The organism is Ancylobacter lacus (assembly GCF_018390635.1).
In the GTDB taxonomy this organism is placed as follows: Bacteria; Pseudomonadota; Alphaproteobacteria; order Rhizobiales; family Xanthobacteraceae; genus Ancylobacter; species Ancylobacter lacus.
In genome coordinates, this window is the sequence record NZ_JAHBGE010000045.1 from 23,230 (window position 1) to 37,362 (window position 14,133).

Annotated in this window: 14 protein-coding genes; 7 read left to right on the plus strand and 7 right to left on the minus strand. The window is 69.1% G+C overall.

Annotated elements, in window-relative coordinates; genetic code table 11:
• Positions 1 to 10: 10 nt before the first annotated feature.
• The 3 genes from KHC27_RS11315 to KHC27_RS11325 all read right to left on the minus strand — a co-directional run bounded on the left by KHC27_RS11315 (position 11) and on the right by KHC27_RS11325 (position 3,850).
• A complete protein-coding gene (locus tag KHC27_RS11315; protein WP_213339083.1) occupies positions 11 to 1,474 on the minus strand; it encodes a hypothetical protein in 1,464 nt (487 codons plus the stop codon).
• Positions 1,475 to 1,689: 215 nt separating this feature from the next.
• Entirely contained in the window at positions 1,690 to 2,739 is a 1,050-nt protein-coding gene (locus KHC27_RS11320; protein WP_213339084.1) for a hypothetical protein, read from the minus strand.
• 289 nt (positions 2,740 to 3,028) lie between these two features.
• Positions 3,029 to 3,850: a phytanoyl-CoA dioxygenase family protein gene (locus KHC27_RS11325; RefSeq protein ID WP_213339085.1), complete on the minus strand. Its 822-nt coding sequence runs from the start codon at positions 3,848 to 3,850 to the stop codon at positions 3,029 to 3,031.
• 181 nt (positions 3,851 to 4,031) lie between these two features.
• Between KHC27_RS11325 and KHC27_RS11330 the strand changes: the two genes are divergently transcribed.
• A complete protein-coding gene (locus tag KHC27_RS11330) occupies positions 4,032 to 4,634 on the plus strand; it encodes a TetR/AcrR family transcriptional regulator (protein ID WP_213339086.1) in 603 nt (200 codons plus the stop codon).
• Between the two features lie 142 nt (positions 4,635 to 4,776).
• The gene (locus tag KHC27_RS11335; RefSeq protein WP_213339087.1) at positions 4,777 to 5,226 is read left to right on the plus strand and encodes an RrF2 family transcriptional regulator; all 450 of its coding nucleotides are present in this window, start codon (positions 4,777 to 4,779) and stop codon (positions 5,224 to 5,226) included.
• A gap of 21 nt (positions 5,227 to 5,247) precedes the next feature.
• Here the strand turns inward: KHC27_RS11335 and KHC27_RS11340 are convergent, their stop codons facing one another.
• Genes KHC27_RS11340 through KHC27_RS11355 form a run of 4 tightly spaced genes read right to left on the minus strand, consistent with a single transcriptional unit; the run spans position 5,248 to position 8,527 of the window.
• Entirely contained in the window at positions 5,248 to 6,204 is a 957-nt protein-coding gene (locus KHC27_RS11340) for a sulfonate ABC transporter substrate-binding protein (protein ID WP_213339088.1), read from the minus strand.
• 14 nt (positions 6,205 to 6,218) lie between these two features.
• Positions 6,219 to 7,007 (minus strand): ATP-binding cassette domain-containing protein, encoded by a 789-nt coding sequence (locus KHC27_RS11345; RefSeq protein WP_213339090.1) that lies wholly within the window; start codon positions 7,005 to 7,007, stop codon positions 6,219 to 6,221.
• Positions 7,008 to 7,020: 13 nt separating this feature from the next.
• A complete protein-coding gene (locus KHC27_RS11350) occupies positions 7,021 to 7,884 on the minus strand; it encodes an ABC transporter permease subunit (protein WP_213339144.1) in 864 nt (287 codons plus the stop codon).
• A gap of 1 nt (position 7,885) precedes the next feature.
• Complete coding sequence (locus KHC27_RS11355) at positions 7,886 to 8,527, minus strand: NAD(P)H-dependent oxidoreductase (protein ID WP_213339092.1); 642 nt, start codon at positions 8,525 to 8,527, stop codon at positions 7,886 to 7,888.
• A gap of 136 nt (positions 8,528 to 8,663) precedes the next feature.
• Between KHC27_RS11355 and KHC27_RS11360 the strand changes: the two genes are divergently transcribed.
• Genes KHC27_RS11360 through KHC27_RS11380 form a run of 5 tightly spaced genes read left to right on the plus strand, consistent with a single transcriptional unit; the run spans position 8,664 to position 13,921 of the window.
• The gene (locus KHC27_RS11360) at positions 8,664 to 9,653 is read left to right on the plus strand and encodes an aliphatic sulfonate ABC transporter substrate-binding protein (protein WP_213339095.1); all 990 of its coding nucleotides are present in this window, start codon (positions 8,664 to 8,666) and stop codon (positions 9,651 to 9,653) included.
• Position 9,654: 1 nt separating this feature from the next.
• On the plus strand, positions 9,655 to 10,509 hold the full coding sequence (locus KHC27_RS11365; RefSeq protein ID WP_213339097.1) for an ABC transporter permease: 855 nt from the start codon (positions 9,655 to 9,657) through the stop codon (positions 10,507 to 10,509).
• A gap of 3 nt (positions 10,510 to 10,512) precedes the next feature.
• Positions 10,513 to 11,283, plus strand: coding sequence for an ABC transporter ATP-binding protein (locus tag KHC27_RS11370; RefSeq protein ID WP_213339099.1), 771 nt, complete (start codon positions 10,513 to 10,515; stop codon positions 11,281 to 11,283).
• An 11-nt stretch (positions 11,284 to 11,294) separates the two neighbouring features.
• The gene (ssuD, locus tag KHC27_RS11375) at positions 11,295 to 12,473 is read left to right on the plus strand and encodes an FMNH2-dependent alkanesulfonate monooxygenase (RefSeq protein ID WP_213339101.1); all 1,179 of its coding nucleotides are present in this window, start codon (positions 11,295 to 11,297) and stop codon (positions 12,471 to 12,473) included.
• Positions 12,470 to 13,921 (plus strand): FAD/NAD(P)-binding protein, encoded by a 1,452-nt coding sequence (locus KHC27_RS11380; RefSeq protein ID WP_213339103.1) that lies wholly within the window; start codon positions 12,470 to 12,472, stop codon positions 13,919 to 13,921. The genes ssuD and KHC27_RS11380 overlap by 4 nt, the downstream gene beginning before the upstream one ends.
• The last annotated feature ends 212 nt before the right edge of the window (positions 13,922 to 14,133 follow it).

The window sequence follows — 14,133 nt, forward strand, 5'->3', positions numbered from 1 at the left end:
CGCGCTCCGCCTAGACGAGGTTCTTTGGGAAGACGTGGAACGGGCAGTTGGCGACGGCGCAGGGCGGCGGAATGACATTGTCCGCCATCAATATGTTGCCGCGCCCGCCAATGCCCGAATTGGGGCCGGTTTCCGCCGTCGACGCCACCCCGACGCCCACCCCCCAGCCCGCCGCCGGATAGGCCGCGACCGCAGCCGCGCGGGGATGGCCATAGCAGTGCACGCCGCCCGGCACGCCGCCGTTCACGCCGTAGGAATAGGCCAGCCGGCCGGCATTGACGGCGTTGGGCGCGGGTATGGGGGACGCCAGCAGCGGCAGCGGCGGCGGGGCGAGATTGGTGTCGGAACCGTGGTGGGTCGCCGTCATCCATCGCAGGCCGCCATAGGCGGCGATGCCGGGGATCGACTGGAACGCGGCATCGCCGGGCAGCAGCATGTGCCAGTTGTTCACGGTGTCGAGGTGGGCCACCACGGCGATGCCGGTATTGTTCAGGTCCCCGGGAACGACGCCGGCGCCGGGCAGGCAGGCGATGATCGTGACATAGCCCGCCGCGAGGACGCCGAGGCCGGCGGGAAAGACGTGGACCTGCCCGAGCATCGTGGCGTTGATGGCGACGATCAGGCCAGCAACCAAGGGCCCGGCAACCTGCGGCGGAAAGATCCAGTCGCGATTGCGCAGCACCGCCAGATTGTTGGCGAAGGCCAGCATGGAATAGTGGTCCCAGTGGAAATGGGTGAGAATGCCCGGCGGATTGTTGCCAAGGCACGGCCCGGGATTGATCACCTCGACATTTCCGAGAATATTGACCGGCGGCAGGCTGGCAAAATTGAAGAACATTGGCAGACCGACATCGGTGTAGATCTGCGGCGTGCCGTTTTCGTCGTAGATGAGATTGCAGGAGGCCTGGCCGACATCCATCACACCCACCTCCCGGGGCTGCACCGCGGCCAGCAGCTTGCGCACCTTGCGGACATTCATCCGCAGTTTCGGCCGGTAGCGTTTGCGCAGCCGGCTGAAGTCGAAGGTCGGGACCTTGCGGCCGATGGCCTTCACCACCCCGGGCACAACGGGGAAGCTGATGCCGGCCCGCGTGGCGCCGACGCCCTTTGAGAGGGTGATGATGAACCAGTCGCCCTCCGCGATATCGTCCGGCGTTGTGGCGAGCGTGCGGGCCAGCTCCTCGAGGGGGGCGTCGTCAAAGACCAGCAGGGTGACGGGGGCCGGCGGCGGCAGCTCGCGCACATCGTCGCCGAGCGTCATTACCGCGGCCTCGATCCACTCGAACGGCACCAGTTCGAACTGGAGCGAATAGGTGACCGGGCCGCCCTTCTCGAGCTGGACGTTCTCGATCTCGCTGAGATAGCCGTAATAGGTGTCGCTCGGGGAATCGTCCGTGTCGTAGCGCGCGCCCTGCTTCCCGATGCCATCGAGCGAGAGGTAGAGTGGGGTGGGGATGGGTACGGGATCGGCCACGGCAGGCTCCGTCGTTGGACATCACGACCGAAGGCACTCAAGGTCGGCTGCGGCGCCGGCATGCAACCGGCAACCGGCGTGGCGTCCGCACGGCCGGGCATGGCCGGCCGTGCGACAGCATTGGAAACGCGCGCCCAGGTCGCGTCCGGGTCAGGCATATCAACTTAAGGTTGTAAAAAAACAGCCCCGAAAAGCCTTGACCCCGGGGGCGTCCGTCAGCGCAGCTTGGTCATGTCGCTGCCGACGGGGATCAGATAGTCCACCGGCATGTCGGTCAGGGCGGTGAGCCGCAGCCCGCCCGGGGCGAAAGCGATGTGGTCGGGGAACACCTCGTGCGCCGGCTGGACATAGGCGGCGAAGACTTCGCTGCCCGGCGTCGACGACTTGATCGAGGCGCTCATGGACACCGAGAAGTTGCTGTCCACCGGCGGATTGCCGTTGGCGTAATAGGAATAGTAGATCGGGGAGGTCCAGCCGGCGGGCACGTCGTAATCCACCACGAAGCCGATCTGGCTCGGCTTGGTGATCGTGGTCGGCGGCAGGTTGATGTAGGTGCCATCGGGCAGCGGGGTGCCGCACGAGAACGACACCTGGGAGCCGACCGGGCAGCTGATGCAGGTGATGGCGAACTGGATCTTGGCCGGGGTCGACGAGGCCGGGTAGGTCGTGGAGTTGGTGAACGTCGCCGCCTGACCACTGGCGAACTGCACATTGTGCCAGCCGGTGCCGCCATTGGCACCGATCCACGCGGCGAGGTCGTTGAGCGAGGTCACCGCATTGGACGGCTTCTGCTTCTCGAAGGGGTAATCCGGCGTCGAGATGAAGCCGACGAGGCAGTAATGTTCGCTGACCTCCTTCGGCACCCAGACGAAGGGATCGATCGTCACGCCGACGGTATTCGCTGCGACGGAAGCGATCTCGCTAACGGTCTCGCCGCGCGAGGTCGTGAGCGGGTTCTCCAGCCACTGGGAGGGATAGAGGAACAGCGACTGCCGGGCAGCGAAGACGCGGGCCGTGCCGGTCTGCGGATCGCCGCCGATCACGTTCTTGCCGCGGACATAGATATAGTTCGGCGCCTCCTTCACAACCTCCTGGGTTGGATCGGAGGCATAGCTCGTGTCCGAGCCGAAGTACGCCTGCGGATCATGGACCGGCTGAGTGCCGGCCGCGATGATGTCGGGGCTGGCGGTCCAGCCCCCGGTGCGGGGCATAAGACCCTTATCGTCAAGGTTCTGCCGCAGCAGGATTCCGCCATACTGTGCCATGCGCTTCACTCCCCTTTGAGGCCGATTTCTGTTCGGTCCTTCATTCAAGGGCGTAGCATGGCGAGGCTTTTTATACAACTCTAGATTACATTTTCTGTATCTGCACGCACCCGCGGCCGTCCGCCGCGCGGAACGCCGAGGGCGCCGTCTGGCAACGGCAGGGCACCCTGTCCATCCCATGTCGGCGCGCCTGCCACGCACACGGGAGGGCGGGCGTTTCGCGCCGGCGTACACTTCTGACGTGTGGTCGGGTGGTGAGGCGCCGCTCCGGGAAGAGCGGCGCCGGCGATCAGCCCGCGCGGGCGGCCTGCGTGGTCTTGCTCTGGTCGCGATAGGTGGCCCACACCGCCTCGAGGAAGCCGAGGCTGTCGGGGTCGAGATCATAGCGCGGCTCGAGATCGCGGTCCCAGTGCCCGTGGCGATCCTCGCCGCCCGCGAGCAGAGCGGAGCGGCGGCCCAGCGTCGAGCGGGCATGTGCGGGCATGTAGAAAAAGGCGATGCCGATGCGGCGATCGTCGGACAGATTGGCCGGCGAACCATGCACCGTCCGCTCGTGGTGCATGGAGAACTCACCGGGCTCCAGCGGCATGTCGACGGCAAGGCTTTCGTCCACCTCGACCTTCTGCCCCCGGGCCAGCAGATTATTGGTGTCGTAGGTCTCCTCGTGGACGAGATCCGGCCCGAGATGGCTGCGCGGTATGACTTTCATGCAGCCGCTCTCGACGCTCGCGCGCGAAAGGGCGAGCCACACCGTCACTTCCTCATGGGGGTCGAGTCCGTAATAGGCGGAATCCTGATGCCAGGAGACGAAGCGCGGATCATGCGCGTTCTTGGCGAAGGCCGATGAGCCGAAAAGCATCACATCCGGCCCGAGGATATCCTGCACCGCCGAGACGATGCGCGGGTGCCGCGCCAGCGCCACCAGCCAGGGAAAGGCGAGATGCGCCTTGATCTTGAGCCGCTTGTTCACCTCCTCGCCGCTCTGCGCCTCGAAAGCCTCGATCCGGTTGCGATACTCCAGCGCCTCTTCGGCACTGATGGCCCGGACGGGCGACAGGAATCCTTCGGCCTTGAAATGGGCGATCTGCGCGGGGGAAAGCACACCTGACATCGGGAAGACCTTCTGGGGTTGGAGGATAGGACATCGGCACGCAGCCGCGCCGGTCGAATCCGCGACGACTGCGGCCGGCACCGACAAAAGCGACACTGTGTAGTTTTAATGAGTTCCAACGATTGTCAAGCCGACGGTTCGCGGGCTATTTTCGCGCCACCCAGTCAACCGGCGATATCGCGTGAGTAGTGCAGCGTCGCCCCGCCGCCGCGGGCGTCCTCAAGGGGACGAAGTCCGGCTCGCCATCCTCAAGGCCGCCAACGAGCTGCTGGAAGAGCGGGGCCTCGCCGGCTTCACGATCGACGCGGTGGCGGCCCGCTCAGGCGCGGCCCGCTCGTCGATCTACCGCTGGTGGCCGAACCGCGCCGCCCTCGCCATGGCCGGCTTTCTCGCCGAGACCGCGCAGAAGATCGCCTATCCCTCCACTGCCTCGGCCTGCGCCGACATACGCAGCCAGATGATGACGGTGGCGCAGGTCTATGGCGGCAAGGTGGGGCGCACCATCGCGGTTCTGGTGGCGCAGGCCCAGGGCGATCCGGGAGCGCTGAAGGCGCTGCTGGAGGGTTATGTCCTGCCGCGGCGGGAAGAGGCGCGCACCGTGCTGGCCCGCGGCGTGTCTCAAGGCGAATTGAGGCCCGGCCTCGATCTCGACGTCGTTATCGATGCCCTGTACGGCCCGATCTGGTACCGTGTCCTCGTTCCGCACGCGCCCCTGACGCCCGCCTGGGCCGGGGCGCTGGCCGACCATGTGTTTGCCGGCCTGCGCCCGCCCCCGGTGGCCTGACCCCGCACGCGATGCCGCCACGTTGGCCGACCGAGGCGAGGTCTCGCGCCATCGTAGTTGAACATATGCCGCGATGCTGGCACATCAGAAGCACATGCTCCGCGGTCTTGGCGCAGGAGCGAGGTGTGAGGGCCGACCATCCATGCTGACGAACCGGGGCAAGTATGGCCTCAAGGCAATGCTGTACCTGGCGCAGCAACCACCGGGCACCAGTCTGGGAGGTCAGGAGATCGCCGACGCCAACAACATTCCGAAGAAGTTCCTCGACGCCATCCTGCTCGATCTGCGCAACGCCGGCATGCTGCGCTCGCGCAAGGGGCCCGGCGGGGGGTACACGCTGGCCCGCTCCATCGACGAGATTCGCGTCGGCCACATCATCCGGGTGCTGGACGGCCCGCTGGCGCCGATCGGCTGCGCCAGCAAGAGCGCCTACGCCCCCTGCCAGGATTGCCGGGACGTCGCCTCCTGTGCGGTGCGCATCACCATGACCAAGGTGCGCGACGCGATGTCGGAGATTCTGGACCGGATGTCCCTCAAGGACATGAAGGCGTTTTCCGAGAATGCCGACATCGACCTGATGTACCACATCTGAGCCGCGCCCGGGCGGCGGCTCTCAGCCGCCGACCCGTACCACCGCGTCCGCCACCACGATCTTCCTCGGCAGCAGGCCGAGATCGAAGAAGGTGTCCGCCACCAGCTGCTGGTCCGCGATCACCTTGTCGGTCAGCGGCGCGACGCCGAAACTCTGCCGGCCCACCGCGATGGCGAGGACGGGAGCGGGAATGCCGGTCGACGGCGCGAGTTCCGCCACCGCCGCCGCGGGGTCCTTCTGGATCCAGTCGTCGGTCTCGCGAATGGCGGCGATCAGTTCGACGACCACCTTGGGGTTCGCCTTCGCGAAGCCGCGGGCGCCGAGATAGAACTGATAGTTCGGCACGATGCCCTCGGCCGTGGTCAGGGTACGGGCCTTGATCGCCACTTCCGCCGCCGCCTGGAACGGATCCCAGATCGCCCAGGCGTCGATCGCGCCCTTCTCGAAGGCGGCGCGGGCATCGGCCGGCGGCAGGAACTTGGTGGTGATGGCGGAATAGGGCACACCGGCCTTCTCCAGCGCCTTCACCAGCAGGAAATGCACGTTGGAGCCCTTGTTGAGGCCGACCGTCCGCCCCCGCAGCTCCGCCACCGAGGTGATCGGGCTGTCCTTGGGCACCAGGATGGCCTCGCCCTTCGGCGCCGGCGGCTCATTGGCGAAGTAGACCAGGTTGTCGCTCGCGGCCTGCGCGAAGATCGGCGGCGCCTCGCCGGTCTGGCCGATGTCGATCGCGCCGGCGTTGAGCGCTTCCAGCATCTGCGGGCCGGCGGCGAATTCCGCCCATTTCACCGAGAGGCCGAGCGGCTCCAGCTTCTTCTCGAGGATGCCGCGCCCCTTCAGCAGCACCAGCGTGCCGTATTTCTGATAGCCGACCCGGACCTCGGCGGCGGCGCGCGCCGGGCGCAGGGCGGGGGCGGAAACGCTGGCGGCGAGGCCGGCCGCGGCGGCCAGCACGGAGCGACGGGACAGGTGGGTCATGAGGCTTCCTTGTGTCAGCCGGCAAACAGATGGGTGAGAAGGCGCTCTTCCAGCGCCGCGAGTTCGGCCGAGCCACGGCGCCGGGGGCGGGGCAGCGGCACGTCGAGATCGAAGGCGATACGGCCCTGGTCGAGCAGGATGACGCGGTCGGCCAGCGCCAGCGCCTCGGCCACGTCGTGGGTCACCAGCAGCGCGGTGAAGCGCTGTTCCAGCCAGATGCGCTCGATCAGCCCCTGCATCTCGATGCGGGTCAGCGCGTCGAGCGCGCCGAGCGGCTCGTCCAGCGCCAGCAGGCGCGGCCGCGAGGCGAGCGCGCGGGCGAGCGCGACACGCTGCTTCTGCCCGCCCGATAGGACCGCCGGCCACTCCCCGGCCCGGTCGGCAAGCCCCACCTCGCCGAGAAGCGCCCGCGCCCGCGCGGCGCGCTCCGCCGGTGGCGTCCGCGCCGGCAGGCCGACCTCGACATTGGCCCCGACCCGCTGCCACGGCAGCAGCCGCGGCTCCTGGAACATCAGGCGGATCGCCTCGCGGTCCGCCGGCGGGCCGTTGCGGCCCTCGAAGGCGATGTCGCCGCCGCTCGGCTGGTCGAGACCCCCGATGAGACGGAGCAGGGTCGACTTGCCGCAGCCGCTCTTGCCGATGACGGCCACGAACTGCCCGGCGGGAATGGTGAGATCCAGCCGCTCCAGCACGCGCTTGTCGCCAAACTGACGCGAGAGGCGGTTGATCCTCAGGTCAAGCCCGTGCGGCGTGCCGGCAGCGGACGGCACCGGCTCGGCCGCGACGGAAGCGAAGGCGGTCATGGTGTCGCTCCGCTCAGCTCTTGGGGGTGTGGAAGGCGGGGTGCCACTGCAGGCACCGGTGCTCCAGCGCCGCGGTGAGCACGTCGGCGAGCTTGCCGAGCAGCGCGTAGATGAGGATCGCCAGCACAACGACATCCACCAGCAGGAACTCGCGCGCCTGCATCGCCATGTAGCCGAGGCCGGCCGAGGCGGCGATGGTCTCGGCGACGATCAGCGTCAGCCACATGATGCCGAGCGCGAAGCGCAGCCCGACGAAGATCGAGGGCAGCGCGCCCGGCAGGATCACCTTGCGGAACAGGGTGAGCGGGGTCATGCCGTACACCCGGCCCATCTCGATGAGCTGGGGGTCGACCGTGCGCACGCCGTGCAGCGTGTTGATGTAGATCGGGAAGAACACGCCGAGCGCGACGAGGAAGAGCTTGGCTTCCTCATCGATGCCGAACCACAGGATGACCAGCGGAATCAGCGCGAGATGCGGCACGTTGCGCACCATCTGCAAGGTGGTGTCGGTGTAGCGGTGCGACAGCGACGAAAGGCCGTTGGCAATGCCGAAGACGAGCCCGATCACCCCGCCGACCAGAAGGCCGGCGAGCGCGCGTGCCGTGCTCACACTCATGTGGTGGACGAGTTCGCCCGATTTCAGGGCCTGCCAGCCCGCGAGCGCCACGGCGGAGGGCGCCGGCAGCACGTTGGGCGCGATATAGCCCCAGCGCGACAGCACTTCCCAGCTCGCGACCAGCAGCACCGGCAGAACCCAGCCGGCGAGCCGGGTCTCCAGCCGCGCCAGCCCGGAACGTCCGCCCGCCGGATCGCGCGAAGGGGAGCGCGCCTGGCCACGGCCCGGGCGAAACCACGCGCTCCGTTCCACCAGCGACATCTCAGGCGGCCCTTTCGATCGCCGGGTGGGCGTGCCGGCGGCGGGCGACAAGGGCATGGACCGCCTCGTGCACCAGCCGCTCGAAGCGTTCCTGCGGCGCGCCGGCGCTGACCGCGCCATTGGCGAAGTCGCGCTCGGTGAAGAAGGCGCCGGTTCCGAGCGGCTGGGCCTGGAAGAAGGCGAAGAGCGGGCGAAGCTGATGCTCGATCACCAGCGCGTGGCGCTCGCTGCCGCCGGTGGCGAGCAGGGCGACCGGCAGGCCGATCAGGCCGCGATAGTCGAGGAAATCGACGAAATGCTTGAACAGGCCGGAATAGGAACCCTTGTAGACCGGCGAGCCGACGACGAGGAAATCCGCCCCTTCCACCGCCTGCAGCGCTGCCTCGATCTCCTCGCTGGCGGGACGGCTGCGCAGGGCGCCGATGCCGTCGAGGGCGGCGATGTCGATGAGCCGCGTCGTGGAGGCGAGCCCGGCCGCTTCGGCATCGGCGCTGATGCGCGCCAGCGCCAGCTCGACCAGCGACAGGGTGCGGGACGGTGAGGAGAGTCCCCCGCTCAGGCCGACGATCTTCAGCGGCTCGGTGGCGGGCAGGCTGCCGGTCTGTGCGCCCGGGGCCGTTTTGCTGGTGGTCAGCAATGTCATGCGCAGCTTCCTCGGTATCGGTGGCGGACGTCGGCGGCGAGGCCGCGGCGCCCACGGTGCTCGTGGTTGACATAGCTCTTGCACAAAGCGGGCTATTAATCTATCGGAAATATAGAGCTTAACAATGGAGCACCCGATGCCGCTCACCACCCGGCCGCTTTCCCGGCGCAGCTTCGCCGCCCTTGCGACCGGCGCGCTGGTGGCAGGGTTTGCCGGCGGCCAGGCCCGCGCCGCGGCGCCGGCGGAGATCCGGGTCGACTGGGCGACCTACAATCCGGTCTCCATTGTGCTCAAGGACAAGAAGTTCCTGGAGCAGGAATTTGCCGGCGACGGCATCGCCATCCGCTGGGTGCAGTCCGCCGGCTCCAACAAGGCGCTGGAGTTCCTCAACGCCGGCTCGCTGGACGTCGGCTCGACCGCCGGTGCGGCGGCGCTGGTGGGCCGCATCAACGGCAATCCCATCAAGTCGGTCTATGTCTATTCGCGGCCGGAATGGACGGCGCTCGTCACCCGCAAGGACAGCGGCATCACGAGCGTTGCCGATCTCAAGGGCAAGAGCGTTGCCGTCACCCGCGGCACCGACCCGCACATCTTCCTCATCCGGGCCCTTGCCGCGAACGGCCTCACCGACAAGGATGTGCGCTTCGTGCTGCTCCAGCACGCCGACGGCCGGCTGGCGCTGACGCGCGGCGATGTGGACGCCTGGGCCGGCCTCGACCCGATCATGGCTGCCGCGGAACTGGAGGATGGCGCGGTGCTGTTCTTCCGCGACCCCGCCGCCAACAGCTGGGGCGTGCTGAACGTGCGCGAGGCCTTCGCGCAGGAGAACCCGCAGCTCGTCCGCCGTGTGCTCGCCGCCTATGAGAAGGCGCGGCGTTGGGCGGTCGAAAACCCCGCCGAACTCGCCGTGCTGCTCGAAGGCGCGACAAAGCTTCCCGCCCCGGTCATCGCCCGCCAGCTCCAGCGCACCGATCTCGGCTATGGCCCGATCGGCGATGCGCAGAAGCAGACCATCGTTGCGTCCGGCAAGGCGCTGCAGCAGGCCGGCGTGGTCGCGGCGGACGTCGATGTCCCGGCCACCGTCGATCTGCTGATCGATTCCCGCTATTTCCCGCCGGGTCCGTGAGATGAGCGCGGCGGACGGACTCATCGAGACTCCCGGCCTTCGGGCCGCGCAGCGGCCGGGCGTGTTCCCGCGGGCGCTGGGCGCGGGCGGACGGCGGGCGCTGCTCGGCCTCGCCCTGCCGGTCGGCGCCGCGCTCGGCTGGGAGCTTGCCGTCCGCCTCGGGCTGGCACAGGGACGCCTGCTGCCGGCGCCGAGCACGCTTCTCGCCACACTGGCCGAGCTCGCTCGTTCCGGCGACCTCGCGCTGCATGTCCGCGCCACGCTTGCCCGGGTCGCGGCGGGCTTTGCCCTCGGGGTGGCGGCCGGCACGCTGCTGAGCGTGCTGGCCGGCGCCTCCGGCCTCGCCCGCACCGTGCTCGACCCGACGCTGCAGGGCCTGCGTGCCATTCCCTCCATCGCCTGGGTGCCGCTCTTCATCCTGTGGCTCGGCATCTTCGAGACATCGAAGGTCGCGCTGATCGCCGTCGGCGTCGCCTTCCCGGTCTATCTCGGCACGCTCGGCGCCATCCTCTCGGTCGACCGCCGCATCATCGAGGTCGGCCGCAGCTTCCGGCTCACCCGGCTTCAGCTCGCCCGCCGCATCCTGCTGCCCGCCGTGCTGCCGCAATACGTCGTGGCGCTGCGCGCCGGGCTCGGTCTCGGCTGGATGTTCGTGGTCGCCGCCGAGTTCATGGGGGCGTCGGAGGGGCTGGGCTATCTGCTGCTCGACGGCCAGCAGCTCGGCAAGCCCGCCCAGATCATGGCGGCCATCGTGGTGTTCGCCGTGCTGGGCAAGCTCACCGACGCGCTTCTGGTGGCGGCGAGCGCTCCGTTCCTGCGCTGGGAAGACACCGCTCAGCGCGCGGCGGAGGGCTGAGCCATGCTGCGACTCGACGGCCTTTCCCGCACCTACCCCACCGGCACACAGGCCCTCGCCCACCTGACGCTGGATGTGGGCGCCGGCGAGATCGTCGCCATCGTCGGTGGTTCGGGATGCGGCAAGAGCACGTTGCTGCGGCTCGTCGCCGGGCTGGACCGGCCGAGCGGCGGACGTATCGAGCTGGACGGTGAGGCCATCACGGCCCCACACCCCGGGGTCGGCATCGTATTCCAGGAGCCGCGCCTGCTCGCCTGGCTCACCGTGGCGCAGAACATCGGCTTCGGCATCGCCCACCTGCCGCGCGCCGAGCGCGAGGCCCGCATCGCCACCGCGCTGGAGCGCATCGGCCTCGCCGGCCACGGTGGGCGCTGGCCGCGCGAGCTCTCCGGCGGGCAGGCGCAGCGCGTGGCGCTGGCCCGCGCGCTGGTGGCCCGGCCCCGCGTCCTGTTGCTCGACGAGCCCTTCTCCGCGCTCGACGCCTTCACCCGCGCCGACCTGCAGGAACACCTCATGGCGCTGTGGGAAGACAGCCGGCCCACGCTGCTCCTCGTGACCCACGACATCGACGAGGCGCTGGCGCTGGCCGACCGCATCGTTGTTATGAGACCACATCCCGGCCGTATCGGCACTATGCTCTCCGTGCCGACGGCGCGGCCGCGTCCACAGCCGCGCCCGACCGGCACGCCGGAAGCCGAAGCGCTCAAACGCCAGATCCTGAACGTCCTGAGACCGGCCCGCCAGCAGATGGCGCTGCCGGCCGCCGCAGAATAGGAAAAACAATCATGTCTCACGCCGGCACCTCCACTGATGGCCTAAATGTCCTGTGGTTCCTGCCTACCCATGGCGACGGGCGCTACCTCGGCACCGGTATCGGGGCGCGAGAGGTCGATATCGACTATCTCCGCCAGGTGGCGCAGGCGGCCGACCGGCTTGGCTATTACGGCGTGCTGATCCCCACCGGAAAGAGCTGCGAGGACTCCTGGCTGGTGGCCTCGGCGCTGGCGCCGGTGACCAAGCGGCTGCGCTACCTCGTGGCGGTGCGCCCGGGCCTTGCCTCGCCCACCCTCTACGCCCGGATGACGGCCACGCTCGATCGCATCTCGGACGGGCGCCTGCTCATCAACATCGTGACCGGCGGCGATCCGGTGGAGAATGCCGGCGACGGCATCTTCCTCAATCACGACGAACGCTACGAGGTCACGGACGAATTCCTGCAGGTCTATCGGCGCCTCCTCGCCGGCGAGCACGTGAACTATTACGGCAAGCACATCAAGGTCGAGGATGCCCACCTGCTGTTCCCGCCACAGCAGGACGGCGGTCCGGCGCTCTATTTCGGCGGCTCGTCCGAAGCGGCCAACAAGGTCGCCGCCGAGCATGTCGACAAGTATCTCACCTGGGGTGAGCCGCCGGCGTCGGTCGAGGCCAAGATCAAGGAGGTGCGGGCACTGGCCGAGGCCGAAGGGCGGAAGGTGAGCTTCGGCATCCGCCTGCATGTCATCGCCCGTGAGACCGACGCCAAAGCGTGGGAAGCGGCCGAGGAACTCATCAGCCATCTCGACGACGACACCATCAACGCTGCCCAGAAGGTGTTCTCCCGGCTGGATTCCGTGGGCCAGGCCCGCATGTCGGCCCTGCATGGCGGGCGCCGCGACAAGCTGGAGGTCAGCCCCAACCTCTGGGCCGGCGTCGGGCTGGTGCGTGGCGGCGCCGGAACGGCGCTGGTCGGTTCGGGCGAGACGGTCGCCCAGCGCATCCGCGAATATGCCGATCTCGGCATCGACAGCTTCATCTTCTCGGGCTACCCGCACCTCGAAGAGGCCTACCGCGTGGCCGAGCTGGTGCTGCCGCGCCTCAAGCTCAACCACGGCATCGTGCAGGCGAGCGGCAAGGTGAACACCGGGCCGTTCGGCGAGACCATCGCCAATGACTACCGCCCCCCGGTGCGCGCGGCGCAGTCATGAGCGCGGTGGCCGACGCGGAGCACGGCGCCGCCCCCGACAGCGTCACCCGGCAGATCGAGACGCGGGTGGCCATCGTCGGCGGCGGCTTCTCCGGGGCTGCGGTCGCCTGGCACCTGCTGCGCCAGCGGCCCGACCTCGCCCAGATCGTCATCGTCGAGCCGCGCGAGGAACTCGGGCGGGGGCTTGCCTATAGCGCGGCCGACCCCGCTCACCGCATCAACGTACCGGCGACGCGCATGTCGCTGATTCCCGACACGCCGGACCATTTCAACGACTGGCTGGAGGCCTCCGGCGCGCTGGAGGCCGATCCCGCCGCCCGCATCGGCGAGCGCAATTTCCCCTCGCGCGCCGTGTTCGGCGCCTATGTCGCGCAGGCGCTGGCGGCGCTGGGGCCGCGCCTGCGGCATGTTCGGGCCCAGGCCGAGGATATCGTTCGGCAGGACGAGGGTTATGTCGTCACCACCTCCGACGGCACCCGCATCCGCGCCGATATCGTCGTGCTGGCGGTCGCGCACGCCGCCCCCTCGCCTCCCCGCGCGGTCGACGCGGCGCTGAGCGGCCATCCCCGCTATGTCCGCGACCCCTGGCAGGAGGATGGCTTCGAGCCCATCCGCCGGGATGACCGGGTGCTCATCATCGGCAGCGGCCTCACCATGGCCGACATCGTCGCCAGCCTCGACGCGCGGGGCCATCGCGGCCACATCCTCGCCATCTCGCGGCGGGGCCTGCGCTCGCGGGGTCATCCGGCCGCCCAGCATGAACCGTTCGGTGACTTCACCAGCCCGCCCATCGGCACGGCCGCCGAACTCGTGCGCCGCATCCGCTCCACGGTTGCCGAAGCGGAGCGGGCCGGCAAGAGCTGGCACTGCGTGCTTGATCAGGTTCGCCTCCAGGGCGGCGCGATCTGGCGTGCCCTTCCCCTTGCCGAGCGCCAGCGCCTGCTGCGGCACCTGCGGCCGTTCTGGGACGTGCACCGCTTCCGCATCGCGCCACAGGTGGAGGCGGTGCTGGACCGACGCATCGCCGCCGGCACCCTCGCCATCCGCCCCGCCGCGCTCAAGGCCGTCAGCCGTGAGGGCGAGACGATCCGGGTCGACCTGCGCGAGCGTCGCCGCGGCGGCCGGACGGAGGAGACCTTCGACGCCGTGATCGTCGCTACCGGCCCCGCCCACGGCTCGGTGTTCGCCACCAACCCGGTGCTGGCGGCGCTGGAGGCCCACGGCCTTGCCCGGCCCGACGCCCTGCGGCTCGGCATCGACGTGACGCCGGACGGCCATGTCATCGGCGCCGACGGCACCGCGCTCCCCACGCTGCTGGTCGCAGGCCCGCTCGCACGCGGCACCATGGGCGAACTCATGGGCCTGCCGGACGTGACCCACCACGCCATCCGCATCGCCGTGACCGCGGCACAGGCGCTCGAAGAACACGCCGCGGAACAGGCGGCCTGAACCGCGCACCCGGCTCGGACCGGGTCCGCTCCCTTCCGGCCGGCGCGCGCGGGGATGCCGGCTTGCGGATGCCGCGAGGCGCCGCCGGAGCGGGAAAAACGCCCGCGGCATTCGCCCTGCCGCACCGAAAAGGCTAACCGTCCTGCGGTTGATTGTTGGGCAACGAACCGCCACAGTGAGCGTTATCTGACGATGCGCAACATGGCACATCG

Excerpts from the sequence above, each read along its gene's own strand:
- KHC27_RS11320 (WP_213339084.1), bottom strand. The coding sequence starts at position 2,739 with ATGGCACAGTATGGCGGAATCCTGCTGCGGCAGAACCTTGACGATAAG.
- KHC27_RS11325 (WP_213339085.1), bottom strand. The coding sequence starts at position 3,850 with ATGTCAGGTGTGCTTTCCCCCGCGCAGATCGCCCATTTCAAGGCCGAA.
- KHC27_RS11335 (WP_213339087.1), top strand. The coding sequence starts at position 4,777 with ATGCTGACGAACCGGGGCAAGTATGGCCTCAAGGCAATGCTGTACCTG.
- KHC27_RS11340 (WP_213339088.1), bottom strand. The coding sequence starts at position 6,204 with ATGACCCACCTGTCCCGTCGCTCCGTGCTGGCCGCCGCGGCCGGCCTC.
- KHC27_RS11345 (WP_213339090.1), bottom strand. The coding sequence starts at position 7,007 with ATGACCGCCTTCGCTTCCGTCGCGGCCGAGCCGGTGCCGTCCGCTGCC.
- KHC27_RS11350 (WP_213339144.1), bottom strand. The coding sequence starts at position 7,884 with ATGTCGCTGGTGGAACGGAGCGCGTGGTTTCGCCCGGGCCGTGGCCAG.
- KHC27_RS11355 (WP_213339092.1), bottom strand. The coding sequence starts at position 8,527 with ATGACATTGCTGACCACCAGCAAAACGGCCCCGGGCGCACAGACCGGC.
- KHC27_RS11360 (WP_213339095.1), top strand. The coding sequence starts at position 8,664 with ATGCCGCTCACCACCCGGCCGCTTTCCCGGCGCAGCTTCGCCGCCCTT.
- KHC27_RS11365 (WP_213339097.1), top strand. The coding sequence starts at position 9,655 with ATGAGCGCGGCGGACGGACTCATCGAGACTCCCGGCCTTCGGGCCGCG.
- KHC27_RS11370 (WP_213339099.1), top strand. The coding sequence starts at position 10,513 with ATGCTGCGACTCGACGGCCTTTCCCGCACCTACCCCACCGGCACACAG.
- ssuD (WP_213339101.1), top strand. The coding sequence starts at position 11,295 with ATGTCTCACGCCGGCACCTCCACTGATGGCCTAAATGTCCTGTGGTTC.
- KHC27_RS11380 (WP_213339103.1), top strand. The coding sequence starts at position 12,470 with ATGAGCGCGGTGGCCGACGCGGAGCACGGCGCCGCCCCCGACAGCGTC.